Source organism: Phycicoccus jejuensis (assembly GCF_000720925.1).
Classification (GTDB): domain Bacteria; phylum Actinomycetota; class Actinomycetes; order Actinomycetales; family Dermatophilaceae; genus Phycicoccus; species Phycicoccus jejuensis.
Map to the genome: position 1 here is coordinate 725,669 of NZ_JOEE01000001.1, position 26,600 is coordinate 752,268.

Below are 26,600 nucleotides of genomic sequence, written 5' to 3' on the forward strand. Positions count from 1 at the left end.
CAGGGTCCACCACCCACCGGTGGTCCCACAGGGCAGTGGCTCAATTGGTAGAGCACCGGTCTCCAAAACCGGCGGTTGGGGGTTCGAGTCCCTCCTGCCCTGCGTCGCACGTGTGGTACGTCCACGATCTGCGGCCCGGTCTCGTCCGGGCCCCCTTTCACGGTCGTGCCGCGCCGTAGGCATCCGAACCCGACCAGCTCGACGTGAAGAGGCAAGTCGTGACCGACCTGGGCCAGACCGAGGCCGGCTCCCGCCCCGCCAAGGGCCGTGAGCGCGGCGGCAACCCCGTCTCGCGACTCTTCCGCGCCATCGGGCTGTTCGTCGGCCAGATCCTCGACGAGCTCCGCAAGGTCGTCCGGCCCACCCGGAACGAGCTCTGGAACTACACGCTCGTCGTCATCGTGTTCGTCACGGTGATGATGGCGATCGTGTCCGGTCTCGACCTCGGCTTCAGCAAGCTCGTCGGCCTGGTCCTCGGCTCCTGACGCGCGCCCACCCGCGCCACCCGCCCCCGGCACCCGCCAGACGAAGGAAGAGGTCACCCGTGTCCGACCAGTGGACCGACACCCCCGAGCAGGGGTCCGACGACACCGCCCAGGTTCCCGTCGACGACACCCCCGTGCAGGAGGTCGACGCCGCCGCGGCCGAGTCCTTCGACGCCGCCCACGAGGCCGACGCCGACGGTGACGCCGCGACCGACGAGGTCGCGGACGACGCCACGGTCGCGGACGACTCCGCGGACGAGGCGTCCGACGACGACGCGGTCGACGAGCCGGCCCTCCCGGTCGACGAGGACGGCGACGTCCTCGACGCGGTCGACCCGGTCAAGGCGTTCAAGGACGACCTCGCCTCGAAGTTCGGCGACTGGTACGTCGTGCACTCCTACGCGGGCTACGAGAACCGGGTCAAGGCCAACCTCGAGAACCGCACCCAGTCCCTCAACATGGAGGACTACATCTTCGAGGTGCAGGTCCCCATGGAGGAGGTCACCGAGATCAAGAGCGGCCAGCGCAAGCTGGTCCGCCGCGTCCGGATGCCCGGGTACGTCCTCGTCCGGATGGACCTCACCGACGAGTCGTGGGGCGCCGTCCGGCACACCCCGGGCGTCACCGGCTTCGTCGGCAACGCGCACCAGCCGGTGCCGCTGACCCTCGACGAGGTCTTCACGATGCTCAAGCCGGCCGACCTCGAGACGCCCGTCGCCGCGGCCGCCTCCGGTGGCGCCGCGTCCTCCTCCGGCTCCTCCTCGGGCGACGCCGCCGTCGTCGACTTCGAGGTCGGCGAGTCGGTCACCGTCATGGACGGCCCCTTCGAGACGCTGCCGGCGACGATCTCCGAGATCAACGCCGACACCCAGAAGCTCAAGGTGCTCGTCTCGATCTTCGGCCGGGAGACCCCGGTCGAGCTCTCCTTCGGCCAGGTCGCCAAGATCTGACCGGAGGCCCCTTTCGCGGGGGACCCGCGGACACTGCAAAGGGGTCATCGCCCACGGCGTCGGCCCACACCACCGAAGAAGGACAGACATGCCCCCCAAGAAGAAGGTCTCCGGGTACATCAACCTGCAGATCCAGGCCGGTGCCGCGACCCCGGCCCCGCCCGTCGGCCCGGCCCTGGGTCAGCACGGCGTCAACATCATGGAGTTCGTCAAGGCGTACAACGCGGCGACCGAGCACCAGCGCGGCAGCATCATCCCCGTCGTCATCACGGTCTACGAAGACCGCTCCTTCACCTTCATCACGAAGACCCCGCCGGCCTCGGAGCTCATCAAGAAGGCCGCAGGCGTCCAGAAGGGCTCGGGCGAGCCGCACAAGACCAAGGCCGGCAAGCTCACGAAGGACCAGCTCCGCGAGATCGCCGAGACCAAGATGCCCGACCTCAACGCCAACGACGTCGACGCCGCGATGAAGATCATCGCCGGCACCGCCCGTCAGATGGGCATCGAGACCGAGCTCTGAGCCCGGTCCCACCCCCTGTGGCAGGGCCTGCGCTGGCCCGACGACCACGACTCCACCACCACTCCCAGGAGCAGCACATGAAGCGCAGCAAGGCGTACAACGCCGCGACCGAGAAGATCGACGCGGACAAGCTCTACAGCCCGCTCGAGGCCGTCCGCCTCGCCAAGGACGTCGCGTCCGCCAAGTACGACGAGACCGTCGAGGTGGCCTTCCGCCTCGGGGTCGACCCGCGCAAGGCCGACCAGATGGTCCGCGGCACGGTCAACCTCCCGCACGGCACGGGCAAGACCGCCCGCGTCCTCGTCTTCGCCAACGGCGACAAGGCCGAGGCCGCGACCGCGGCCGGCGCCGACTACGTCGGCTCCGACGACCTCCTCGAGAAGGTCGCCGGCGGCTGGCTCGACTTCGACGCCGTCGTCGCCACCCCGGACCTCATGGGCAAGGTCGGTCGTCTCGGCAAGGTGCTCGGCCCGCGCGGCCTCATGCCGAACCCGAAGACCGGCACCGTGACGATGGACACCGCCAAGGCCGTGTCCGACATCAAGGGCGGCAAGATCGAGTTCCGCGTCGACAAGCACGCGAACCTCCACTTCATCATCGGCAAGGCCTCCTTCGACGAGAAGTCGCTCGTCGAGAACTACGCCACCGCCCTCGAGGAGGTCCTCCGGCTCAAGCCGTCCGCCTCCAAGGGCCGGTACATCACGAAGGCGACCCTGTCGACGACGATGGGCCCGGGCATCCCGCTCGACTCCAGCAAGACCCGCAACCTCCTCGAGGAGCAGGTCGACGCCTGAGCGGCGCCCCACCACGACGGAGCCCGTCGCCCCTTCCCGGGGCGGCGGGCTCCGTCGCGAAGTGGTCACGAACGGGGAACCGGTGGGGCGCACGCCCCGTCGCAGAAGTACGCTGACAAGCACCCGGAGGCCTCGACGCGCCTCCGTCCACACGACGACCCATCGGGGGAAGCACCGTATGAAGCGCACCGTCCTGTCCGTCCTGGCCCTGTCCGGGGCCCTCGTGCTCGGCGCCTGCGGCTCGAGCACCAACGAGACCTCCTCCGGCTCCGGCTCCGCCGCCTCCTCCTCGGCCGCGCAGGAGACGCAGGCCCCGACCGCCAAGGTCGGTGACACGGTCGAGCTCAAGACCCTCGCCGAGCAGAGCGCCGCGGCCGTGCAGGCCAAGAAGACCGCGCACATGTCGATGACGACCGGCAGCGAGGGCACCATCGAGGCCGACCTCGACTACAGCGGCTCCTCGCCGAAGATGGCGATGGACATGAGCGAGTCCGGCGAGTCCTTCAAGGTCGTCTACATCGACAAGGTCATGTACATGGGTGGCGACACCTTCAAGGAGATGGCCGGCGGCAAGCCGTGGATCAAGATCGACCCCTCGGCCGACGACGCGATGTCGAAGATGATGGGCCCGATGCTGTCGCAGATGGAGTCGGCGATGGCCAACCCGACCGAGCAGCTCAAGGACGTCGAGGGGGTCACGGGCACCGTCACCAAGGTCGAGAACGGCGTGACGACCTACGAGGTCAAGCTCTCCAAGGAGCAGCTCGCCGAGATGGTCAAGAAGCAGGCCACGAGCATGCCGGGCGTCACCGAGGAGGCGCTGAAGCAGATGCCCGACGGCGTCTCGTACGAGATGTCCTTCGACGCCGAGGGCCTGCCCCAGACGGTCACGACCGACCTGGCCGGCCAGAAGCTCGTCATGAAGTACTCCAAGTGGGGCGAGCCCGTCACCGTCGAGGCCCCGCCGGCCAGCGAGGTCGGCACCTTCGAGATGCCGACGAGCTGACCGCTCGACGCGAACCGCACCCCCGCACCACCCGCCGCGGCGCCCCGGGACCTCCCGGGGCGCCGCGGGCGTGCGGGGACCCGGGACGGCCCCGGCCGCGATTTGGGGCGGGGCGCGACGTCCCGTACGCTGGTGCACGACCACAGACCGCCGGTCGTCGCGTGCACCCGCACGTGACCGAAGGTTCCACCGCGAGTGGGCGACCAGCGCAGGCCACGAAGTTCCGGAACGCCACGACCCGTCGTGCTGCCCGAGCCCCGTGCCCTGCGCCGGGGCTCGTTCTCGTTCCTGGCCCTTCCCGTGCGGTCCGACCCGACGGAAGGAGGCCCGAATGTCACGTCCCGACAAGGCCGCGGCGATCGCCGAGCTCTCGGAGAAGTTCCAGAGCAGCAACGCCGCCGTCCTCACGGAGTACCGGGGACTCTCGGTGAAGCAGATCACCGACCTGCGCAACACCCTGCGTGGCAACGCGACCTACGCCGTGGTCAAGAACACGCTGACCCAGCTCGCCGCCAAGGACGCCGGGGTGACCGCGTTCGACGGTCAGCTCGTCGGCCCGTCCGCCATCGCCTTCGTCGAGGGCGACCCGGTGGAGGCGGCCAAGGGTCTGCGCGACTTCGCCAAGGCCAACCCCCTCCTGGTGATCAAGGGCGGCGTGCTCGAGGGCAAGACCCTCTCCGCCGAGGAGATCACCAAGCTCGCGGACCTCGAGTCCCGCGAGGTGCTCCTGGCCAAGCTGGCCGGCGCCATGAACGCGTCGCTCAGCCAGGCCGTCTACCTCTTCGCCGCTCCGCTCTCGAAGGCCGCTCGCACGGTCGACGCGCTGCGGGCCAAGGTCGAGACCGAGGGCCCGGTGGACACCGCCGCTGCCCCGGCCGCGACCGAGGAGACCCCCGCCGAGGCTGACGCCCCGGCCACCGACGTCGCCGAGGGTGGCGACGAGAGCTGACCCCCGCGGGTCCGCTCACCACACAATCCGCCACTCACGGCACAGTGCAGCAACGAAAGGACGCCATCATGGCCAAGCTCAGCACCGACGAGCTCCTTGACGCCTTCAAGGAGATGACCCTCATCGAGCTCTCCGAGTTCGTCAAGGAGTTCGAGGACACCTTCAACGTCACCGCCGCCGCGCCCGTCGCGGTCGCCGCCGCCGGCGCCCCCGCCGGTGGTGCGGGCGACGCCGCCGCCGCCGAGGAGCAGGACGAGTTCGACGTCGTCCTCGAGGCCGCCGGCGACAAGAAGATCGCCGTCATCAAGGAGGTCCGCGCGCTGACCTCCCTCGGCCTCAAGGAGGCCAAGGACCTCGTCGACGGCGCCCCGAAGCCCGTCCTCGAGAAGGTCGACAAGGCCGCGGCCGAGAAGGCCAAGGAGCAGCTCGAGGGCGCCGGCGCCACCGTCACCCTCAAGTGAGCCCGTCCCCGTGAGGGGACTCGCTTCGCACCAGCGGGGCCCGACCGTTCGCGGTCGGGCCCCGCTCGCGTGTCCGCACCCATCCGCCCGGGGGGAGGGCTCCGAACCCGTCTGCGTGGCCGGGTCCGGGCGCCGACGCGGGCATTCGTCCACCTGAGAAAACCCATAGGTGCTCAAAGCGCCGACCTCGTCCCTCCCATGGTCTGATGGTGCGGCGCCGGGGGCCTACCACTGGGTAACTTCGGCGCCCACGCACGGAAGCGCCACACGACGAAGGGCCGACATGGGTGTCGAGATCGCGGTGAGCGGCCTGACCAAGAGGTTCGGGAGCCAGCTCATCTGGGACGACGTGACCCTCACCCTCCCCGCCGGCGAGATCTCCGTCCTCCTCGGCCCCTCGGGTACCGGCAAGTCGGTCTTCCTCAAGACCCTCGTCGGCCTCATCCGTCCGGACCGCGGTTCGATCGTCATCGACGGCCGCGACGTCGTGCAGCTGCGCGGCGACGACCTCTACGAGGTGCGCAAGCTCTTCGGGGTGCTCTTCCAGGACGGCGCGCTCTTCGGCTCGATGAGCCTGTTCGACAACGTCGCCTTCCCGCTGCGCGAGCACACCCGCAAGAGCGAGAAGGAGGTCGCCTCCATCGTGCGCGAGAAGATGGAGCTCGTCGGCCTCGCGGGCGCCGAGGAGAAGCTCCCCGGAGAGATCTCCGGCGGGATGCGCAAGCGCGCCGGCCTGGCCCGCGCCCTCGTCCTCGACCCGCAGATCCTCCTCATCGACGAGCCGGACTCCGGCCTGGACCCGGTGCGCACCAGCTACATCAACCAGCTGTTCGTCGACCTCAACGCGCAGATCGACGCGACGTTCCTCATCGTCACGCACGACATCAACACGGCCCGGACCGTGCCGGACAACATCGGGCTGCTCTACCACAAGCACCTCGCGATGTTCGGGCCCCGCGAGATGCTCCTGTCCTCGGAGGAGCCGGTCGTGCGGCAGTTCCTCAACGCGCAGACGGTCGGCCCGATCGGGATGTCCGAGGAGAAGGACGCCGACGAGCTCGCGGCCGAGTCCGGCCAGGAGCTGCCGCCGCTGCCGCCGATCCCGCTCCAGCTGCCGACGAGCGACGGCCGACCCCGCCGCGCCGAGCGCACCGCGGGGGAGTGGTGCCGCGCGCACGACGTCACCCCACCGCCCGGCAGCTTCGCCTCGACGACGGCCGGCATCGTCGGCGTGCGCCCGGGGGCGGACGCATGACGGTCGTGACCAACGGCCTGCGCCAGGCCGGGTCGTTCTTCGGGCTCGTGCTCGACGTCGCGAAGGCGCTGCCCAAGCGGCCCTTCCAGCTGAAGGAGCTCATCCAGCAGGCCTGGTTCGTCGCGTCGGTGACGATCGTGCCGACCGCGCTCGTCTCGATCCCCTTCGGCGCCGTCATCGCCCTCCAGCTCGGCACGCTGACCCGCCAGCTCGGGGCGCAGTCCTTCACGGGGGCGGCCTCGGTGCTCGCGGTCGTGCGCGAGGCCTCGCCGCTCGTCACCGCACTCCTCGTCGCCGGCGCCGGCGGCTCGGCCATCTGCGCCGACCTCGGCTCGCGCAAGATCCGCGAGGAGATCGACGCGATGGAGGTGCTGGGCATCTCGCCGATCCAGCGTCTCGTCGTGCCGCGGGTGCTCGCGACGATGCTCGTCGCCGCCCTCCTCAACGGCCTCGTGTCGGTCGTCGGGGTCGCCGGTGGCTACGTCTTCAACGTCCTGGTCCAGGGCGGCACCCCCGGCGCCTACGTCGCGTCGTTCACCGCCCTCGCGCAGACGGCCGACCTCGTCACGGCCGAGATCAAGGCCCTGCTCTTCGGGATGCTCGCAGCCCTCGTCGCCTCCTACAAGGGGCTCACCGCCGGGGGCGGCCCGAAGGGCGTCGGCGACGCCGTCAACCAGGCCGTCGTCATCACCTTCATGCTCCTGTTCGTCGTCAACTTCGTCATCAGCGCCGTGTACTTCCAAGTCGTCCCGCAGAAGATCTGACGCCGATGTCCCGTCTCTCCTCCGTGACGCGCGCCCCGCTGCGGCTCCTCGACGAGCTGAGCGGCCAGATGCGCTTCTACGTGCAGTCCGTCGGCTGGGTCCCGCGCACCCTGCGCCGCTACCGGCGGGAGGTCGTCCGCCTGCTCGCGGAGGTCTCGCTCGGCACCGGAGCGCTCAGCGTCATCGGCGGCACCGTCGGCGTCCTCACCTTCCTCGCCTTCTTCACCGGCAGCCAGGTGGGCCTGCAGGGGTACAGCTCGCTCGACCAGCTCGGCACCGGCGCGTTCGCCGGGTTCGTCTCGGCCTACCTCAACACCCGCGAGATCGTCCCGCTCGTCGCCGGGCTGGCGCTGGCCGCGACCGTCGGCTGCGGCTTCACCGCGCAGCTCGGCGCCATGCGGATCAGCGAGGAGGTCGACGCGCTCGAGGTCATGGGCATCCCGAGCCTGCCCTTCCTCGTGACGACCCGGATGATCGCCGGTTTCGTCGCGGTCATCCCGCTCTACGTCCTCGGGCTGCTCTCGTCGTACGCGGCGACCCGCTTCATCGTCACCGACTACTTCGGGCAGTCCAAGGGGACCTACGACCACTACTTCCACCTGTTCCTGCCCCCCGGAGACATCCTCTGGTCCTTCGCCAAGGTCCTCGTCTTCGCCGTCGTCATCATCGGCATCCACTGCTACTACGGCTACACCGCGAGCGGCGGCCCGGCCGGGGTCGGTGTGGCCGTCGGCCGGGCGGTGCGCACCTCGATCGTCGCCGTCAACGTCATCGACTTCTTCCTCAGCCTCGCGATCTGGGGCGCCACGACGACGGTGAGGATCGCCGGATGAGTGGCGGGTTCCTCGCGGGGCTGCGGGAGCGGGCGTACGGCGTCGCGTTCCTGCTCGTCGCCGTGCTCGGTGTCGCGGCCTCCGTGGCGACCTTCGAGAAGGTCTTCACGAAGGTCGTGACCGTCACCCTGCGCACCGACCGGATCGGCAGCCAGCTCCAGGAGGCCGCCGACGTCAAGATCCGCGGCGTCGTCGTCGGCGAGGTCCGCTCGATCGCCTCGAGCCCGCAGGGCGCGACCCTCACCCTGGCGCTCGACCCCGCCTCCACCGACCTCGTCCCCGCGTCGGTCAGCGCCCGCCTCCTGCCCAAGACCCTCTTCGGCGAGCGCTTCGTCGACCTCGTCGCGCCGAGCGGCGACCCCGGCCGCGCGATCCGCGACGGCGACGTCATCCCGCAGGACCGCACGTCCGTCGCCATCGAGCTCGAGCGCGTCTTCGACGAGCTGCTCCCGCTGCTGCGCACCGTCAGGCCGGAGAAGCTCGCCGCCACCCTCAATGCGCTCGCGACCGCGCTGGACGGCCGCGGGACGAGGCTCGGCGAGAACCTCGTGCTCGTCAACCGCTACTTCACCGAGCTCAACCCGAGCCTGCCGCTCATCCAGGAGGACATCAGCGGGCTGGCCGACCTCGCGAGCACCTACGCCGAGGCGGCTCCCGACCTCCTGCGCGCCGCGAACGCGCTGCGCACGACGAACACGACGATCGTCGAGAAGCAGGACCAGCTCTCGGGCTTCCTCGCCGGCACGGCCGGCTTCGCCAACACCACGGCGTCCTTCCTCGAGCAGAACGAGGACCGGATCATCCAGGTCGGCCGCGTCCAACGCCCGACGCTGCAGGTCCTCGCCAAGCACGCGCCCGTCTACCCCTGCCTCGCGCGAGGCCTCGTCGCCTGGATCCCGCGGGCCGAGGGGATCTTCGCGGGCGGCCAGTTCCACATCACCGTCGAGACGCCGCCGCAGCGCAGCGCCTACCGGCCGGGGCAGGAGCCGGCCTGGCAGGACGACCGCGGGCCGTCCTGCCGCGGCCTGCCGTCGCCCGGCGGGAGCCAGAAGGACCCGCGCCGCGCGGTCACCTTCGCCGACGGCACCGGGGGCAGCGCCCGCTCCGCCCTGCCCTCGGCCCTCCTCGCGCCCGGTGGGGTCGCCGTCGGCAACGTCGACTCCGGCCTCGCGGGGACGCAGGCCGAGCAGGAGGTCGTCGCCATCGCGCTCGCCTCCGAGGGGCACGGCGAGCCGTCGGCGCTCACGACCCTCCTCGCCGGGCCGATGCTGCGGGGGGCGGTGGTCGACCAGTGAGGACCGGACCCAGCCTCGTCAAGCTCCTCGCCTTCGTCGTCGTCACCGTGCTCGCCACGGGCGTGCTCGCGGCGACGATCGCCAACGTCCTGCCGGGCGACAAGGCCACCTACCGCGCGCTGTTCACGGACGTCACGGGCCTGAGCAGCGGCCAGGACGTCCGCATCGCCGGCGTGCGCGTCGGGACCGTGAGGGACATCCGGGTCGCGACGGACCGGGTCAGCGCCGAGGTGACCTTCGAGGTGCTGCGCAGCTCGACATTGACGCAGGGGACGGCGGCGACCATCAAGTACCGCAACCTCGTCGGCGAGCGGTACGTCGCGCTGACCCAGGAGCCCGGGGACGCCACGCCGCTGCCCGAGGGCGGCACGATCCCCCTGGCCCGCACCCACCCGGCGCTCGACCTCACCGTCCTGTTCAACGGGTTCAAGCCGCTCTTCGCCGCGCTCTCGCCGCAGGACGTCAACGAGCTCTCCGCGCAGATCATCTCCGTCCTCCAGGGCGAGGGCGGTGACATCAACAGCCTCCTCGGCCAGACCGCGTCCCTGACCAAGGCGCTCGCGGACCGCGACGCGGTGATCGGCCGGACGATCGACAACCTCAACACCGTGCTCGGGAGGGTGGAGTCCAACGACACCGCGTTCGCCGACCTCCTGCGCCAGCTCCAGCGGTTCGTGTCCGGGCTCGCCGAGGACCGCACGGCCATCGGCGACTCGCTGACGAACATCAACGCGCTGACCGGTGACACCGCGAGCCTCCTGCAGGCGGCCCGGCCCGACCTCCGGAGCGACATCGCGAACCTCGGGGACCTCGCGAGCACGCTGAACGAGCCGGCCAACACGAAGGAGTTCGAGCGGTTCATCGGGCAGGCGCCGACGAAGATCTCGACGATCACCCGGACGGCCACCTATGGCTCGTGGTTCAACTTCTACCTTTGCCGCTTCGACGTGCAGAACCTGCTGCTGCCGACCGGCAAGACGCCCGGCGGGCTGGGGTACGACGTGGCGGCGGCGAGGTGCCGGTCGTGAGGGCGCCCCGGCTGCGGGTGCCGCGCCTGTCCGCCCGCCACGCGCGGTCCGGGCGACCCCCGCGCGACCGCAACACGCTGCGCCTCGGCCTCGCCGGCATCACCGCCATGGTCGTGCTCATGGTGCTCGCGTTCAACGCGTCGAGCCTGCCGTTCATCGGTGGCGGTGACGACTACAGCGCGGCCTTCACCGAGGCCGGCGGGCTGCGCGACGGTGACGACGTCCGCATCGCCGGCGTGACCGTCGGCAAGGTCACCGGCGTCGACCTCGAGGGCTCGCACGTCCGCGTGGACTTCCGGATCACCGAGGACGTCGCCTTCGGCCCCTCGACCGGGGCGTCGGTACGGATCAAGACCCTGCTCGGCGAGAAGTACGTCGGCCTCGAGCCGCGGGGGACCGGGCGGATGAAGGTCGGCGCGCAGATCCCGCTGTCGCGCACCGTCTCCTCCTACGACGTGGTCACGGCGTTCTCCGACCTCACCCGCACGACCGAGCGGATCGACACCGACCAGCTCGCGCGTTCCCTCGACGTCCTCGCGACCGAGTTCAGGGACACCCCCGAGAACGTCCGGGGCGCGCTCGACGGCCTGGGCCGGCTGTCCTCGACCATCGCGAGCCGGGACGAGAAGCTGCGCGAGCTGCTCCGGGCCGCCGACTCCGTCACCGGGACCGTCGCCGAGCAGAACGCGGTCGTCGACAAGCTCATCAAGGACGCCGACCTCCTCGTGGCCGAGCTCGAGACGCGGCGCGAGGCCATCCACACCCTCTTCACGAACACGAGCGCCCTCGCGGAGCAGGTCACCGGCCTGGTCGAGGACAACCGGGCCGAGCTGCGGCCGGCGCTCGAGCAGCTCAAGGGCGTCCTCGCGACGCTCCAGGCCCACGAGCAGGACCTGCGCGACACCATCCGCGCGATGGCCCCGTTCACCCGGCTCTTCGCGAACACGCTCGGCACCGGGCCGTGGTTCGACACCTACATCCAGAACCTCACCAACCCCGTCGGGGGGGTGGGGCGCGGATGACCCGACGCACGCTCCCCGGTGGCGCCCGCCTGGCCGCCGTCGCCCGCCGCACTCCCCGCCGCGTCGCGCTCGCGGCCGGCGTCCTCGTCCTGGCGCTCGTCGCGGTCGTGGCGGTCGCCTGGCCACGGCCCCAGCCGATGCACCTGAGCGCCGAGTTCGTCCGGGCCGTCGGGCTCTTCCCCGGCTCGGACGTCCGGATCCTCGGCGTCAAGGTCGGCCAGGTGACGGCGGTCGAGCCGCGCGGCGAGACCGTCCGGGTCGACCTCGACGTGACGACCGACCACCCGGTGCCCGCCGACGCGCAGGCCGCGATCGTCGCGCCCTCGCTCGTCAGCGACCGGTACGTCCAGCTGCTGCCGGTCTGGACCGACGGACCGCGGATGCGCGACGGCGCACGGATCCCGTTGGAGCGCACCGCCGTCCCCGTCGAGCTCGACCGCGTGAGCCAGAGCCTCGATGACCTGATGGTCGCCCTCGGGCCGCAGGGGGCCAACGCCGACGGCGCGCTCTCGCGGGTGCTCGAGACCGGCGCCGTCAACCTCGACGGCAACGGGCAGACGCTGCACGACACGACGGTCGACCTGTCGCGCGCCGTGCAGACGTTCGCCGAGGGGCGCGGCGACCTGTTCTCGACCGTGAAGAACCTCAACACCTTCACCGAGACGGTCGCGGCCAACGACAAGCAGGTGCGGCGGCTCAACGACAACCTGGCCTCGGTCACCACCGCCCTCGACGACGAGCGCGACGACCTCGCCTCGGCGCTGGCCAACCTCGCGGTGGCCCTCGACCAGGTCACCTCGTTCGTCCGCGACAACCGGGCCGTGCTCACGGACGACGTCGGGCGCCTCACCGACGTCACCTCCGCCGTCGCGCAGGAGCGCAAGGCGCTCGCCGAGACCCTCGACGACGCCCCCGTCGCGCTCTCCAACCTCCAGCTCGCCTACGACGAGAGGACGGGCACGCTCGACACCCGGGCGACCATCCAGGGCACCGACCGGCCCGGCCTGCTGCTCTGCTCGCTCATCACCGGGCCGACGGGGACCGGCAACACCGACCTGTGCAAGAGCTCCGGCCTCCTCGACCTGAAGCTGCCCGACGTCCTCGGCGGGCTCACCGGCTCGCGGGGCGAGACGGGCGGGCTGCTCCGCGGGGCCGACCCCACCCTCGGAGGGCTGCTCGGATGACCACGACCCGCCGCCGCCTCACCGCCGCCGTCGGCGCGCTCACCGCGCTCGTCCTCGCGGGCTGCACGAGCGTCTACGACCTTCCGCTGCCCGGGGGTCCGAAGACCGAGGGCCGCCAGATCACGGTCCGGGCCGAGTTCGCCGACGTCCTCGACCTCGTCCCGCGCTCGTCGGTCAAGATCGACGAGGTGACCGTGGGGGAGGTGACGGCCATCGATCTCGACGGCTGGACCGCCCGCGTGACGATGCGGGTGCCGGCCGCCAGCGACCTGCCCGACGACACCCGCGCCGAGCTCAAGCAGACCTCGCTGCTCGGCGAGAAGTACGTCGCCCTCGAGCGTCCCGAGGGTGGTGGCACCGGCCGGCTCGGCGACGGCGACCTCATCCCGCTCGAGCGCACCGGGCGCAACCCCGAGGTCGAGGAGGTGCTGGCCGCCCTCTCGATGCTGCTCAACGGCGGGGGAGTGGGCCAGCTCAAGGTCATCGAGACCGAGCTGAACAACGCCCTGCGCGGCCGGACCGACGACATCCGCAGCCTCGTCACGCAGCTCGACACCTTCGTCGGCGGCCTCGACGACCAGAAGGCCGAGATCGTCCGCGCCATCGACGGCATCGACCGGCTGAGCGCGAGCCTCGCGCAGCGCCGCGGCGAGCTCGAGGGCGTGCTGCGCGAGCTGCCGAAGGGTCTCGCGATCCTCGCCGACCAGCGCGAGCAGCTGACGACGATGCTCACCTCCCTCGACCGGCTCGGGAAGGTCGGCACGCGGGTCGTCCGGGCCTCGCGCGAGGACACGCTGGCGAACCTCGCCGCGCTGAAGCCGGTTCTCGCGCAGCTGAACGAGGCCGGCGACGACCTGCCGAAGAGCCTCCAGCTGCTCCTCACCTACCCCTTCCCCGACTCCTCGCTCCAGGCGATCAAGGGCGACTACACGAACCTGCACGTGACGGCCGACCTCGACCTCCGGGGCCTCACCCTGCCCCTGCCGACCGCGCTGCCGACGATCCTCCCGACGTCGCTGCCGACGGTCCTGCCGACGTCGCTGCCGACGGTCCTGCCGACGTCGCTGCCGACGGTCCTGCCGACCGTCACGGTGCCGGTGCCGACCATCCTCCCAAGCCTGCCGCTGCCGACGCGCTCGGGCGGCCCGCTCTGCCCGCCGGTCTGCCTCGGGGGCGGCGCGGCCGACGACGCCTCGTGGACGACGCTCTACACCGGGGGGCAGCCGTGATCCGTCGCCTGACCCGGGTCCAGCTCGGGCTCTTCCTCGTCATCACCGTCGTCGCGACGTCGATCCTCTCGGCGAGCTACGTCGGGCTGACCGAGCGCGTCTTCGGCACCGGTCCCACCGTCGTCATCGACCTCGCGAGCTCCGGCGGCATCTTCGAGGGCGCCGAGGTGACCTACCGCGGCGTGCGGGTCGGCCGCGTCGAGGACCTGACGCTCAGCGCCGACGGCGTCCGCGCCCACGCGAAGCTCGAGAGCGGGGTCGAGGTGCCGACCGACACCCGCGCCGTCGTCGAGAACCGCTCGGCGGTGGGGGAGCAGTACCTCGACCTCCAGCCGCGGGCCGAGGGCGCCCCCTACCTCGCGGACGGCGACGTCATCGCGCGCGACGACACCGCCACCCCGCTGCGCGTCGACCAGCTGCTGCTTGACGTCGACCGCACCGTGCGCTCGGTGCCCAAGGACGACCTCTCGACCGTGGTCGACGAGCTCGGCACCGGCTTCGAGGGCACCGGCGACGACCTCGGCCGGCTCATCGACGGCGGGGACGCGTTGACGCGCAGCGCGATCGAGGCGCTGCCCGACACCGTGGCCCTCCTGCGCTCCGGCAAGGTCGTGCTCGACACCCAGCGCGACGGCGCCTCGCAGATCAGGACGTTCTCGGGGAACCTGGCCCGGATCTCCGAGACGCTGCGCGACTCCGACCCCGACCTGCGTGTCGTCCTCGACCGCGGTGCGGTGGCGTCCGCCGAGCTCGAGGCCGTCGTCGCCGAGAACCGCACCTCGCTCGCCACGCTCCTCGCCAACCTCGTGACGGTCGGGCAGGTGACGAGCGCCCGCGTCGACGGCATCGACCAGCTGCTCATCACCTACCCGGAGGTCGTCGCGGGTGGCTACACCGTCGTCCCCGGCGACGGCACCGCGCACTTCGGGCTCCAGCTCTCGCAGTCGCCCGGCCCGTGCACGCAGGGCTACGGGGGCACGACGAGGACCGACCCCAACCGGACGAGCGGGCTGCCGAAGGCCAACACCGACGCCCGGTGCTCGCTGCCGCGCGGCTCGGCCTCGACCGTCCGCGGCGCCCAGAACGCGCCGGGGGCCCGCCCGACCGGCAGCGCGAGCTACGCCATGGCGTACGGTTCCGAGCCGGTCCCGCTGGGGACCACCGCCTACGGGGCGCCGGCCACGGTCTCGGCGCCCGTCGCCCCGGCCGCCGGCGGCGGCCTGTCCTGGATCATGGAGGAGGCCACCCGATGACCCGCACCGTCCGCGTCCTGTGGGCCCTCGTCGCGCTCGTCGTCGTCGCGACGGTCGTGCTCGGCGCGACCCGCGGCCGCGCCTGGTACGAGGGCCGGCAGCTCGAGCAGGCCCAGCGCGACGCGCTCGCGGCCGGCCGGCAGCTGGCCGTCAACTTCGCGACGCTCGACTACCGGCAGGTCGACGCCGACACCAAGCGAGTGGAGGACGGGGCCACGGGGGAGTTCCTCGACAGCTACGGCAAGAGCCTCGCCGACCTGCGCAGCGTCGTCGTCGAGAACAAGTCGACCTCACGGGTCGAGCGGGCCGAGGCCGCCCTGGTCTCGGGAGACCGCGACTCCGCGCAGGTCATCGTCGGCATCGTCGCGCCGACGACCAACACCAACGTCCCGGACGGCGAGACCAAGACCTACCGGGTCAAGCTCGGCCTGCGGGAGCTCGGCGGCACGTGGAAGGTGGAGCGCCTTGAGTTCGTCGGATGACCGTCGTCGCCCCCGGGTCGCGGGCCAGCGCCGCCGGCACGGCCGCCCGTCGGGGAAGCCGCCCGCGCCCGCGACGACACCGGCCCAGGAGCCCGAGGTCGTCGAGCCGGAGGTGCTCGGGCCCCAGACCGTCGAGCCGGAGGTCGTCGAGCCGGAGGTGCCCGAGGCCTCGGCGGAGCCCGAGCCGGCCGACCCGGTCGGGACGGTGGGGCCCGACGACGACGCCGGGCGCCGCGGCCGCCTGCTGGCCGGTGCGGCGACCCCGCTGACCCTCCTCGTCCTCGCCCTCGTCGCCTTCGCGCTCGTCCTCACGGTGTCGCTGCGCGACCCCGGGGACCGCGAGCGCGACGCCCGCGCGGCGACCGCGGCCGCGCGCACCTCCCTCGAGCAGCTGCTCTCCTACAGCTGGAAGACCCTCGACGCCCAGGCGCAGCGCAACGCCGGCCTGCTCACCGGCTCGTTCCGGACGGAGTACGCCACGACGATGGCCGGGGCCATCGCCCCGGTCGCCGAGAAGCAGAAGGTGACGGTCCAGGCGCGCAGCTACGAGGCCGGCGTCATGGGGCAGACCCCGGACACCGTCACCGTCCAGGTCTTCCTCAACCAGGCCAAGACGGCCGAGGGCGAGGAGCAGCCGTCGGTGGACCAGAACAGGGTCATCGCGACGATGCGCAAGGTCGACGGACGCTGGCTCGTCGAGCGGCTCTCGGCCTACTGACACGACCCGCCGGGGCGCCCTGCGGGCCCGTCCGGCGCGGCGCGGCACGCCGGGAACGGCGGTTTCGCTTGACGCGGGCACCCGGCGGCGTCATCCTGTTGCGCGTCACCCGCTCACGCGGGGGGCCGCACCGGGAGCCTGGGGGCTTGACGCGGTTGGACGGTGCTGCCTTCTTCGGGTATGCTATCTCTTTGCGCTGCCCCTAACCTTCCCTCGCTCGTCGTCGAGTCGTCTCATCGCCATGCCCCCGGCTGTCCCGGGTGGACCCGCGTGGGCACGGCACACGGTGGTCGGAGGGGTCGGGAGCGGCCAGTTCGCACAACAGACCAGGCCCGTGGAAGGAACCCTCCTTGGCTGCCTCGCGCACCACGTCCAAGATGACCACCGCTCTGACGGCTTCGGGCCGTCTCTCGTTCGCCAAGATCCGTGAGCCGCTGGAGGTCCCGGACCTCCTCGCCCTGCAGACCGAGAGCTTCGACTGGCTGCTCGGCAACGAGCGCTGGCAGGAGCGCGTCGCCGCCGCGCTCGAGGCCGGCCGCGACGACGTCCCGGAGCGCTCCGGCCTCGAGGAGATCTTCGAGGAGATCTCCCCGATCGAGGACTTCAGCGGCTCGATGTCGCTGAGCTTCCGCGACCACCGCTTCGAGGACGTCAAGTACTCGATCGAGGACTGCAAGGAGCGCGACCAGACCTACTCCGCGCCCCTGTTCGTCACCGCCGAGTTCATGAACAACACGACCGGCGAGATCAAGAGCCAGACGGTCTTCATGGGCGACTTCCCGCTCATGACCGAGCGCGGCACCTTCATCATCAACGGCACCGAGCGCGTCGTCGTCTCGCAGCTCGTCCGCTCCCCGGGCGTGTACTTCGAGCGCACCCCGGACAAGACCTCCGACAAGGACGTCTACTCCACCAAGGTCATCCCGAGCCGCGGCGCCTGGCTCGAGTTCGAGATCGACAAGCGCGACATGGTCGGCGTGCGCGTCGACCGCAAGCGCAAGCAGTCCGTCACGGTCCTCCTCAAGGCCCTCGGCATGTCCGAGGCCGAGATCCTCGAGGAGTTCGGCGACTACGAGTCGATGCGCATGACCCTCGAGAAGGACAACACGACGGGTCAGGACGACGCGCTGCTCGACATCTACCGCAAGCTGCGCCCGGGCGAGCCGCCGACCAAGGAGGCCGCGCAGACCCTGCTCGACAACCTCTACTTCAACGGCAAGCGCTACGACCTCGCCAAGGTCGGCCGGTACAAGATCAACAAGAAGCTCGGCCTCGACACCGAGCTGTCGACCTCGACCCTCGGGCTCGAGGACATCGTCGCCACGATCAAGTACCTCGTCGCGCTGCACGCCGGCGAGGAGACGATGCCGGGCACCCGCCGCGGCGAGACCGTCGACATCCGCGTCGAGACCGACGACATCGACCACTTCGGCAACCGCCGCCTGCGCAACGTCGGCGAGCTCATCCAGAACCAGGTCCGCACCGGCCTGTCCCGGATGGAGCGCGTCGTCCGCGAGCGCATGACGACGCAGGACGTCGAGGCGATCACGCCGCAGACGCTCATCAACATCCGCCCGGTCGTGGCGTCCATCAAGGAGTTCTTCGGCACCAGCCAGCTCTCCCAGTTCATGGACCAGAACAACCCGCTCGCGGGCCTGACGCACAAGCGGCGTCTGTCGGCCCTCGGCCCGGGTGGTCTCTCCCGTGACCGCGCCGGCATGGAGGTCCGCGACGTCCACCCGTCGCACTACGGCCGCATGTGCCCGATCGAGACCCCTGAGGGCCCGAACATCGGCCTCATCGGCTCGCTCGCGTCCTACGGGCGGATCAACTCCTTCGGCTTCATCGAGACCCCGTACCGCAAGGTCGACAAGGGTCGCGTGACCGACGACGTCCACTACCTCTCCGCCGACGAGGAGGACGAGCACGTCATCGCCCAGGCGAACGCGACGCTCTCCGAGGACGGCACCCACTTCGCCGACGAGCGCGTGCTCGTGCGCGTCAAGGGTGGCGAGGTCGAGTACGTCCCGGCGGCCGAGGTCGACTACATCGACGTCTCCCCGCGCCAGATGGTGTCCGCGGCCACTGCGCTCATCCCGTTCCTCGAGCACGACGACGCCAACCGCGCGCTCATGGGCTCGAACATGCAGCGCCAGGCCGTCCCGCTTGTGCGGGCCGAGGCCCCGCTCGTCGGCACCGGCATGGAGTTCCGCGCCGCGGTCGACTCCGGTGACGTCGTCGTCGCCGAGAAGGCCGGTGTCGTCACCGAGGTCTCCGCCGACCTCGTGACCGTCGCCGCCGACGACGGCACCTCGCGCACCTACCGCATCGCGAAGTTCGACCGCTCCAACCAGGGCAACAGCTACAACCAGGTCGTGCGCGTCGACGAGGGCCAGCGCCTCGAGGCCGGCCAGCTCATCGCCGACGGTCCCGCGACCGACGGTGGCGAGATGGCGCTCGGGCGCAACCTCCTCGTGGCGTTCATGCCGTGGGAGGGCCACAACTACGAGGACGCGATCATCCTCAGCCAGCGCCTGGTCCAGGACGACGTCCTCTCCTCGATCCACATCGAGGAGCACGAGGTCGACGCCCGCGACACCAAGCTCGGCCCCGAGGAGATCACCCGGGACATCCCGAACGTCTCCGAGGACGTCCTCGCCGACCTCGACGAGCGCGGCATCATCCGCATCGGTGCGGAGGTCCGCGACGGCGACCTGCTCGTCGGCAAGGTCACGCCCAAGGGCGAGACCGAGCTGACCCCGGAGGAGCGCCTGCTGCGCGCGATCTTCGGCGAGAAGGCGCGCGAGGTCCGCGACACCTCCCTCAAGGTCCCCCACGGCGAGACCGGCACCGTCATCGGCGTCAAGGTCTTCGACAAGGACGAGGGCGACGAGCTGCCCCCGGGCGTCAACCAGCTGGTCCGCGTCTACGTGGCGAACAAGCGCAAGATCACCGACGGCGACAAGCTCGCCGGCCGCCACGGCAACAAGGGCGTCATCTCCAAGATCCTCCCGGTCGAGGACATGCCCTTCCTCGAGGACGGCACCCCGGTCGACGTCGTGCTCAACCCGCTCGGTGTCCCCGGCCGCATGAACGTCGGGCAGATCCTCGAGCTCCACCTCGGCTGGGCCGCCAGCCGCGGCTGGGAGATCGAGGGCAAGCCCGAGTGGGCCGAGCTCATCCCCGAGGACGCGCGCCAGGCCCCGGCCGGCACCCGCGTCGCCTCGCCGGTGTTCGACGGTGTCCGCGAGAACGAGATCGTCGGTCTGCTCGACAGCACGCGCAAGACCCGCGACGACGTCCGCCTCATCGCCGGCTCGGGCAAGGCCCGCCTCTTCGACGGCCGCTCCGGCGAGCCGTTCCCGGAGGCCGTCTCGGTCGGCTACATGTACATCCTCAAGCTGCACCACCTCGTGGACGACAAGATCCACGCGCGCAGCACCGGTCCCTACTCGATGATCACCCAGCAGCCGCTCGGCGGTAAGGCCCAGTTCGGTGGCCAGCGCTTCGGTGAGATGGAGGTCTGGGCCCTCGAGGCCTACGGCGCGGCCTACGCGCTGCAGGAGCTGCTCACCATCAAGTCCGACGACGTCAACGGCCGCGTCAAGGTCTACGAGGCGATCGTCAAGGGCGACAACATCCCCGAGCCCGGCATCCCCGAGTCCTTCAAGGTGCTCATCAAGGAGATGCAGTCCCTCTGCCTCAACGTGGAGGTCCTGTCCAGCGACGGGTCCACCATCGAGATGCACGACGCGGAGGACGACGTCTTCCGCGCCGCCGAGGAGCTCGGCATCGACCTGTCCCGGCGCGAGCCGAGCAGCGTCGAAGAGGTCTGACAGGTGCGGGGCCGGGGCGCCGTGCGCGCCCCGGCCCACCACCCGCTCGACACACCACCTGACAGACCACGACTGACGTAAGAAACGAAAGAAGGAACCACGTGCTCGACGTCAACTTCTTCGACGAGCTCCGGATCGGCCTCGCCACCGCGGACTCGATCCGCGCCTGGAGCCACGGTGAGGTCAAGAAGCCCGAGACGATCAACTACCGCACCCTCAAGCCCGAGAAGGACGGCCTCTTCTGCGAGAAGATCTTCGGCCCGACCCGGGACTGGGAGTGCGCCTGCGGCAAGTACAAGCGGGTCCGCTTCAAGGGCATCATCTGCGAGCGCTGCGGCGTCGAGGTGACCCGCGCTGCCGTGCGTCGTGAGCGGATGGGCCACATCGAGCTCGCCGCCCCCGTCACCCACATCTGGTACTTCAAGGGTGTCCCGAGCCGCCTCGGGTACCTGCTCGACCTCGCCCCGAAGGACCTCGAGAAGGTCATCTACTTCGCGGCCTACATGATCACGTCCGTCGACGAGGACCAGCGGCACGCCGACCTGCCCTCGCTCGAGGCCCAGATCCAGGTCGAGAAGAAGGAGATCGAGAACCGCCGCGACGCCGACGTCGAGGGCCGCGCCAAGAAGCTCGAGGACGACATCGCCGCCCTCGAGGCCGAGGGCGCCAAGTCCGACGCCAAGCGCAAGGTCCGCGACTCCGCCGAGCGCGAGATGAACGCGATCCGCCGTCGCGCCGACCAGCAGGTCGAGCGCCTCGAGCAGGTCTGGGACCGCTTCAAGAACCTCAAGGTCCAGGACCTCGAGGGCGACGAGGTCCTCTACCGCGAGATGCGCGACCGCTTCGGTCTCTACTTCGAGGGCGGGATGGGCGCCGCGGCGATCCAGAAGCGCCTCGAGACCTTCGACCTCGACGCCGAGGCCGAGGCGCTGCGCGAGATCATCGCCACGGGCAAGGGCCAGCGCAAGACCCGCGCCCTCAAGCGCCTCAAGGTGGTCTCCGCCTTCCAGACGACGACGAACCAGCCGGCCGGCATGGTCCTCGACGCGATCCCGGTCATCCCGCCGGACCTGCGCCCGATGGTGCAGCTCGACGGTGGCCGCTTCGCGACCTCGGACCTCAACGACCTGTACCGCCGCGTCATCAACCGCAACAACCGCCTCAAGCGGCTGCTCGACCTCGGTGCGCCCGAGATCATTGTCAACAACGAGAAGCGGATGCTCCAGGAGGCCGTCGACAGCCTCTTCGACAACGGCCGTCGTGGCCGCCCGGTGACGGGCCCCGGCAACCGTCCGCTCAAGTCGCTGTCCGACATGCTCAAGGGCAAGCAGGGCCGGTTCCGCCAGAACCTGCTCGGCAAGCGCGTCGACTACTCCGGCCGCTCGGTCATCGTCGTCGGCCCGCAGCTCAAGCTGCACCAGTGCGGCCTGCCGAAGCAGATGGCGCTCGAGCTCTTCAAGCCCTTCGTCATGAAGCGGCTCGTCGACCTCGACCACGCCCAGAACATCAAGTCGGCCAAGCGCATGGTCGAGCGTCAGCGCCCCCAGGTCTGGGACGTCCTCGAAGAGGTCATCACCGAGCACCCGGTGCTGCTCAACCGTGCGCCCACGCTGCACCGCCTCGGCATCCAGGCCTTCGAGCCGCAGCTCGTCGAGGGCAAGGCCATCCAGATCCACCCGCTCGTCTGCACCGCGTTCAACGCGGACTTCGACGGTGACCAGATGGCCGTGCACGTGCCGCTGTCGGCGGAGGCCCAGGCCGAGGCCCGCATCCTCATGCTGTCCTCGAACAACATCCTCAAGCCGGCCGACGGCCGTCCCGTGACCATGCCCACCCAGGACATGATCATCGGCCTCTACCACCTCACCTCCGAGGTCGAGGACGGCAAGGGCGCCGGTCGGGCGTTCTCGACGGTGTCCGAGGCCCGCATGGCCTTCGACGCCGGCCAGATCGAGCTCGGTTCGCTCGTGAAGATCCGTCTCGAGCACCTCGTGCCCACGCCGATGACCGAGCTGCCCGAGGGCATCGAGCTCGACGCCGAGGGCTACGTGCCGGCGATGACGGTCGAGACCACCCTGGGTCGCGCGCTCTTCAACGAGACGCTTCCGATGGACTACCCGTTCGTCAACGACCAGGTCGACAAGAAGCGCCTCTCGACGATCGTCAACGACCTCGCCGAGCGCTACAGCAAGGTGCAGGTCGCGGCGAGCCTCGACGCGCTCAAGGAGTACGGCTTCCACTGGGCGACCCGCTCGGGCACCACGGTCGCCATCTCCGACGTCGTGACGCCCCCGCGCAAGCTCGAGATCCTCGACGGCTACGAGACCAAGGCCACGAAGGTCCAGACGCAGTACGAGCGCGGTCTGATCACCGACGACGAGCGCCGCCAGGAGCTCATCGAGATCTGGACGCAGGCCACGAACGAGGTCGCCAAGGAGATGGAGGCGAACATCCCGAGGACGAACACCATCTTCAAGATGGTCTCCTCCGGTGCGCGCGGTAACTGGATGCAGCTGCGCCAGATCGCCGGCATGCGTGGCCTGGTGTCGAACCCGAAGGGCGACATCATCCCGCGGCCGATCCGCGCGAACTTCCGCGAGGGCCTCACCGTGCTCGAGTTCTTCATCTCGACCCACGGCTCCCGCAAGGGCCTGGCCGACACCGCGCTGCGCACGGCGGACTCGGGCTACCTGACCCGTCGTCTCGTCGACGTGTCGCAGGACGTCATCATCCGCGAGGACGACTGTGGCACCGAGCGTGGCCTCAAGATGCCGATCGCGAGCACCGACGAGCGCACCGGCGCCCGCGCGGTCCACGACGACGTCGAGACCTCGGTCTACGCCCGCTCGCTCGCCGAGGACGTCGTCAAGGACGGCGAGGTCCTCGCCGAGGCCGGCATCGACCTCGGGGACGTCGTCATCGGCGCGCTGTTCGCGGCCGGTGTCGACTCGGTCAAGGTCCGCTCGGTCCTCACCTGCGACTCCAAGGTCGGGACCTGCGCGAAGTGCTACGGCCGCTCGCTGGCCACCGGCAAGCTCGTCGACATCGGTGAGGCCGTCGGCATCATCGCGGCGCAGTCCATCGGTGAGCCCGGCACCCAGCTGACGATGCGTACCTTCCACACCGGTGGTGTGGCCGGTGACGACATCACGCAGGGTCTGCCGCGTGTCGTCGAGCTCTTCGAGGCCCGCACGCCCAAGGGCGTCTCGCCGATCGCCGAGGCCTCCGGCCGCGTGACGATCGAGGAGACCGACAAGGCGCGTCGACTCCTGCTCACGCCGGACGACGGCTCCGAGGAGCACGCCTACCCGGTGACCAAGCGTGCGCGCCTGCTCGTGCAGGACGGCCAGCACGTCGAGGTCGGTGCGCAGCTGACGCAGGGGTCCATCGACCCCAAGCAGGTGCTGCGCATCCTCGGCCCGCGCAAGACGCAGGAGCACCTCGTCGACGAGGTGCAGAACGTCTACCGCCAGCAGGGTGTGTCCATCCACGACAAGCACATCGAGGTCATCGTCCGGCAGATGCTGCGCCGGATCACGATCATCGAGTCGGGCGACGCGGACCTGCTCCCGGGCATGCTCGCCGAGCGCGGGCGCTTCGAGGAGGAGAACCGTCGCGTCGTCGCCGAGGGCGGCAAGCCGGCCTCGGGTCGTCCCGAGCTCATGGGCATCACCAAGGCCTCGCTCGCGACCGAGTCGTGGCTGTCGGCGGCCTCCTTCCAGGAGACCACCCGCGTCCTCACCGAGGCCGCCATGGAGGGTCGTTCCGACTCCCTCCTCGGCCTCAAGGAGAACGTCATCCTCGGCAAGCTCATCCCGGCCGGCACGGGGCTGACCCGCTACCGCAACATCGCGGTGGAGCCGACCGAGGAGGCCAAGGCCGCCATGTACTCGATGCCGAACTACGAGGACTACGCGTTCTCCTTCGGCCCGGGTTCCGGCGAGGCCGTCCGCCTCGACGACAGCGAGCTCGGTCTCGACCGGCTCTGAGCCGCCGCACCGCCGCACGGGCGGGCACCACGTGGGAGACCACGGGTGCCCGCCCGTCGGCGTTCCCGGGGACCGCCGCCTAGGGTGACCGCATGGACGAGCCGCCGGTGACGCTCGCGCGGGGCGGCACGCCGGCGGGCGAGGTGGTGCTGCGTCGGCACGAAGGGGTCCTCCAGCTCGTCGTCGACGGGGTCTTCGCGATGGACACCGCCGACCCGTCCACCGAGCGGGTGCTGGCCGACGAGGCGCTGCGGCACCACCCGTCGCCGGCCCGCGTGCTCGTCGGGGGGCTCGGCCTGGGGTTCACCACCCGGGCCGTCCTCGCCGACCCGCGGGTGCGCCAGGTCGACGTCGTCGAGCTCGCGGCCCCCCTCGTGGGCTGGGCCAGGGCGGGTCTCGTCGAGGAGCTGGCCGGTCTCGAGGGGGAGCGGTGCACCCTCCACGTGGCCGACGTCGCGGACGTCCTCGCACGGAGGACCGCCCCCGACGGGCCGTGGGACCTCGTGCTGCTCGACGTCGACAACGGCCCGGACTTCCTCGTGCACGCCGCCAACGCGGCTCTCTACCAGCCGGGTTCGCTGGCGGCGGCCCGGCGGGTGCTGCGCCCGGGAGGCCGGCTCGTCGTGTGGTCCTCGCACCGGGCGCCGGCCCTCCTCGAGGCCTTGCGCTCGGTGGTCGGGCCCGGTGACGTGGTCGACGAGCTGGTGCTCCCGGTCCACCGGGACGGTCGTGAGCTCGAGTACGCCCTGTACTCGTTCGCGTCCGGGGCGCCCGCCGGGGGAGGATGACCCGGTGCGCCGCGATCTCGTCATCCGCCCGGAGCGTCCCGAGGACGCCGGGCCGGTCCGCGACCTCGTCCTCGCCGCCTTCGCGACGACGGACTTCTCCGACGGCGTGCCGGAGGCCCGGCTCGTCGACGGGCTGCGGGCCGACGGCGACCTGCTGCCCGCGCTGACCTTCGTCGCCGAGCTCGACGGCGGTGTCGTCGGCAGCGTCGTGTGCAGCCGGGCCTCGATGGGGGAGGGGCCCTCGGTGGGGCTCGGGCCGCTCGCGGTGCGCCCGGACCACATGGGGCAGGGCATCGGCTCGGCCCTCGTCGCGTCGGTCGTCGCGACCGCCGAGCAGCTCGCCGAGCCCTCGGTCGTGCTCCTCGGCGACCCGGGGTTCTACGGCGCGTTCGGGTTCGAGACCGCCGCCGCCCACGGGGTGGCCTCGCCCGGGCCGTGGGAGGACCGGTTCTTCCAGCTGCTGCGGCTGCGGGCCTGGCACCCGGGGCTCGCGGGCCCCTTCCGCTACGCCCCGGCGTTCGACCGGCTCTGAGGCGGGAGGGCGCCGGCAACCGATTTGGGTGGCCACGCGCGGCCCGGTATCCTTGGGTGTTGTGTCTGGCTAGGACCAGACCCAGGAGCCGGGACCGGCGCCGCGAGGCGACGGGCACGGCCTCGCCCACCTCCTGCCGGGCGCCCCACCACACCACATCCCCCCGGGGAATGGCGCATGGGGAGTGCAGGGAGGAGCAGCCGGTGCGACACACCCGAACGCGGGGGTCGAGCAGCGGCCATGACAAGGAGTGACGGCGCGACCGCCGTCGCTTGACCAGACCAGACCGAAGGATCCAGGTTGCCTACCATCAACCAGCTGGTGCGCAAGGGCCGGCAGGACAAGGCCGTCAAGGCCAAGACCCCTGCCCTCAAGGGCTCCCCGCAGCGCCGCGGCGTGTGCACGCGTGTGTACACGACCACCCCCAAGAAGCCGAACTCCGCCCTCCGCAAGGTTGCCCGCGTGCGCCTCACGAGCGGCATCGAGGTCACCGCCTACATCCCCGGTGTCGGCCACAACCTCCAGGAGCACTCGATGGTGCTCGTCCGCGGCGGTCGTGTGAAGGACCTCCCCGGCGTGCGCTACAAGATCATCCGCGGCGCCCTCGACACCCAGGGCGTCAAGAACCGTCAGCAGGCGCGCAGCCGCTACGGCGCGAAGAAGGGTAAGAGCTGATGCCGCGCAAGGGTCCCGCTCCGAAGCGGCCGCTCGTCATCGACCCGGTCCACCAGTCCCCGCTGGTGACCTCGCTGGTCAACAAGGTCCTCCTCGACGGCAAGAAGTCCACCGCCGAGCGCATCGTCTACGGCGCGCTCGAGGGCTGCCGCGAGAAGACCGGCACCGACCCGGTGCAGACGCTCAAGCGCGCGCTCGACAACATCAAGCCGACGCTCGAGGTCAAGTCCCGCCGCGTCGGCGGTGCGACCTACCAGGTCCCGATCGAGGTCAAGCCGAACCGCGCCACGACGCTGTCGCTGCGCTGGCTCGTCGGCTACTCGCGCCAGCGTCGTGAGAAGACGATGACCGAGCGCCTCATGAACGAGATCCTCGACGCGTCCAACGGCCTCGGCGCCGCGGTGAAGCGTCGCGAGGACACGCACAAGATGGCCGAGTCCAACAAGGCCTTCGCGCACTACCGCTGGTGACCCCGTCCGGGGAGCCGCGCCGCCCCGCGGCCGGCTCCCCGGGCCACCGGTGCACGACCGCACCACCCCGCACCACCCCCGA

24 protein-coding genes and 1 tRNA gene are annotated in these 26,600 nt (G+C 71.0%); all 25 read left to right on the forward strand.

Annotated features, from left to right (window positions below; translation table 11 throughout):
- The first annotated feature begins 29 nt into the window (after positions 1 to 29).
- The 25 genes from IG69_RS0103545 (at position 30) to rpsG (ending at position 26,518) form a co-directional block, all read left to right on the forward strand.
- Positions 30 to 102: transfer RNA gene (locus IG69_RS0103545), tRNA-Trp, on the forward strand.
- Between the two features lie 116 nt (positions 103 to 218).
- Complete coding sequence (gene secE / locus IG69_RS0103550; RefSeq protein ID WP_030526799.1) at positions 219 to 485, forward strand: preprotein translocase subunit SecE; 267 nt, start codon at positions 219 to 221, stop codon at positions 483 to 485.
- A gap of 59 nt (positions 486 to 544) precedes the next feature.
- Positions 545 to 1,435 (forward strand): transcription termination/antitermination protein NusG, encoded by an 891-nt coding sequence (gene nusG, locus IG69_RS0103555; protein WP_030526800.1) that lies wholly within the window; start codon positions 545 to 547, stop codon positions 1,433 to 1,435.
- Between the two features lie 88 nt (positions 1,436 to 1,523).
- Positions 1,524 to 1,955, forward strand: coding sequence for a 50S ribosomal protein L11 (gene rplK / locus IG69_RS0103560; protein WP_030526801.1), 432 nt, complete (start codon positions 1,524 to 1,526; stop codon positions 1,953 to 1,955).
- Between the two features lie 77 nt (positions 1,956 to 2,032).
- Entirely contained in the window at positions 2,033 to 2,749 is a 717-nt protein-coding gene (gene rplA / locus IG69_RS0103565; protein ID WP_030526802.1) for a 50S ribosomal protein L1, read from the forward strand.
- Between the two features lie 178 nt (positions 2,750 to 2,927).
- A complete protein-coding gene (locus tag IG69_RS0103570) occupies positions 2,928 to 3,755 on the forward strand; it encodes an SCO4651 family lipoprotein (RefSeq protein ID WP_030526803.1) in 828 nt (275 codons plus the stop codon).
- Between the two features lie 331 nt (positions 3,756 to 4,086).
- Positions 4,087 to 4,704: a 50S ribosomal protein L10 gene (rplJ, locus tag IG69_RS0103575; protein ID WP_030526804.1), complete on the forward strand. Its 618-nt coding sequence runs from the start codon at positions 4,087 to 4,089 to the stop codon at positions 4,702 to 4,704.
- Between the two features lie 68 nt (positions 4,705 to 4,772).
- Positions 4,773 to 5,165: a 50S ribosomal protein L7/L12 gene (gene rplL, locus IG69_RS0103580; RefSeq protein WP_030526805.1), complete on the forward strand. Its 393-nt coding sequence runs from the start codon at positions 4,773 to 4,775 to the stop codon at positions 5,163 to 5,165.
- Between the two features lie 283 nt (positions 5,166 to 5,448).
- Positions 5,449 to 6,420 carry an ABC transporter ATP-binding protein gene (locus IG69_RS0103585; protein WP_036828735.1) on the forward strand — a complete coding sequence of 324 codons (972 nt, stop codon included), beginning with the start codon at positions 5,449 to 5,451 and terminating at the stop codon, positions 6,418 to 6,420.
- Entirely contained in the window at positions 6,417 to 7,184 is a 768-nt protein-coding gene (locus IG69_RS0103590) for an MlaE family ABC transporter permease (protein ID WP_030526807.1), read from the forward strand. Before IG69_RS0103585 ends, IG69_RS0103590 begins: the two co-directional genes overlap by 4 nt.
- A gap of 5 nt (positions 7,185 to 7,189) precedes the next feature.
- On the forward strand, positions 7,190 to 8,017 hold the full coding sequence (locus IG69_RS0103595) for an MlaE family ABC transporter permease (protein WP_030526808.1): 828 nt from the start codon (positions 7,190 to 7,192) through the stop codon (positions 8,015 to 8,017).
- A complete protein-coding gene (locus tag IG69_RS0103600) occupies positions 8,014 to 9,312 on the forward strand; it encodes an MCE family protein (RefSeq protein ID WP_030526809.1) in 1,299 nt (432 codons plus the stop codon). Before IG69_RS0103595 ends, IG69_RS0103600 begins: the two co-directional genes overlap by 4 nt.
- Positions 9,309 to 10,340 carry an MCE family protein gene (locus tag IG69_RS0103605; RefSeq protein WP_030526810.1) on the forward strand — a complete coding sequence of 344 codons (1,032 nt, stop codon included), beginning with the start codon at positions 9,309 to 9,311 and terminating at the stop codon, positions 10,338 to 10,340. Before IG69_RS0103600 ends, IG69_RS0103605 begins: the two co-directional genes overlap by 4 nt.
- Positions 10,337 to 11,362 carry an MCE family protein gene (locus IG69_RS0103610; RefSeq protein WP_051750195.1) on the forward strand — a complete coding sequence of 342 codons (1,026 nt, stop codon included), beginning with the start codon at positions 10,337 to 10,339 and terminating at the stop codon, positions 11,360 to 11,362. Before IG69_RS0103605 ends, IG69_RS0103610 begins: the two co-directional genes overlap by 4 nt.
- A complete protein-coding gene (locus IG69_RS0103615; protein WP_084696543.1) occupies positions 11,359 to 12,546 on the forward strand; it encodes an MCE family protein in 1,188 nt (395 codons plus the stop codon). Before IG69_RS0103610 ends, IG69_RS0103615 begins: the two co-directional genes overlap by 4 nt.
- Entirely contained in the window at positions 12,543 to 13,775 is a 1,233-nt protein-coding gene (locus IG69_RS0103620) for an MCE family protein (RefSeq protein WP_030526813.1), read from the forward strand. The genes IG69_RS0103615 and IG69_RS0103620 overlap by 4 nt, the downstream gene beginning before the upstream one ends.
- Positions 13,772 to 15,028: an MCE family protein gene (locus IG69_RS0103625; protein WP_030526814.1), complete on the forward strand. Its 1,257-nt coding sequence runs from the start codon at positions 13,772 to 13,774 to the stop codon at positions 15,026 to 15,028. Before IG69_RS0103620 ends, IG69_RS0103625 begins: the two co-directional genes overlap by 4 nt.
- Entirely contained in the window at positions 15,025 to 15,510 is a 486-nt protein-coding gene (locus tag IG69_RS0103630; protein WP_030526815.1) for a hypothetical protein, read from the forward strand. Before IG69_RS0103625 ends, IG69_RS0103630 begins: the two co-directional genes overlap by 4 nt.
- Positions 15,494 to 16,228, forward strand: a complete 735-nt coding sequence (locus IG69_RS0103635; protein ID WP_157577321.1) for a hypothetical protein — start codon at positions 15,494 to 15,496, stop codon at positions 16,226 to 16,228. The genes IG69_RS0103630 and IG69_RS0103635 overlap by 17 nt, the downstream gene beginning before the upstream one ends.
- Positions 16,229 to 16,578: 350 nt before the next feature.
- Positions 16,579 to 20,064, forward strand: coding sequence for a DNA-directed RNA polymerase subunit beta (gene rpoB, locus IG69_RS0103640; protein ID WP_030526817.1), 3,486 nt, complete (start codon positions 16,579 to 16,581; stop codon positions 20,062 to 20,064).
- A gap of 101 nt (positions 20,065 to 20,165) precedes the next feature.
- Positions 20,166 to 24,053: a DNA-directed RNA polymerase subunit beta' gene (locus IG69_RS0103645; protein WP_030526818.1), complete on the forward strand. Its 3,888-nt coding sequence runs from the start codon at positions 20,166 to 20,168 to the stop codon at positions 24,051 to 24,053.
- Positions 24,054 to 24,145: 92 nt separating this feature from the next.
- Positions 24,146 to 24,841, forward strand: a complete 696-nt coding sequence (locus IG69_RS0103650) for a spermidine synthase (RefSeq protein WP_030526819.1) — start codon at positions 24,146 to 24,148, stop codon at positions 24,839 to 24,841.
- Between the two features lie 4 nt (positions 24,842 to 24,845).
- The gene (locus tag IG69_RS0103655; protein WP_030526820.1) at positions 24,846 to 25,373 is read left to right on the forward strand and encodes a GNAT family N-acetyltransferase; all 528 of its coding nucleotides are present in this window, start codon (positions 24,846 to 24,848) and stop codon (positions 25,371 to 25,373) included.
- A gap of 300 nt (positions 25,374 to 25,673) precedes the next feature.
- Positions 25,674 to 26,048: a 30S ribosomal protein S12 gene (gene rpsL, locus IG69_RS0103660; protein WP_030526821.1), complete on the forward strand. Its 375-nt coding sequence runs from the start codon at positions 25,674 to 25,676 to the stop codon at positions 26,046 to 26,048.
- Positions 26,048 to 26,518 (forward strand): 30S ribosomal protein S7, encoded by a 471-nt coding sequence (gene rpsG / locus IG69_RS0103665; protein ID WP_030526822.1) that lies wholly within the window; start codon positions 26,048 to 26,050, stop codon positions 26,516 to 26,518. The genes rpsL and rpsG overlap by 1 nt, the downstream gene beginning before the upstream one ends.
- Positions 26,519 to 26,600: the final 82 nt, after the last annotated feature.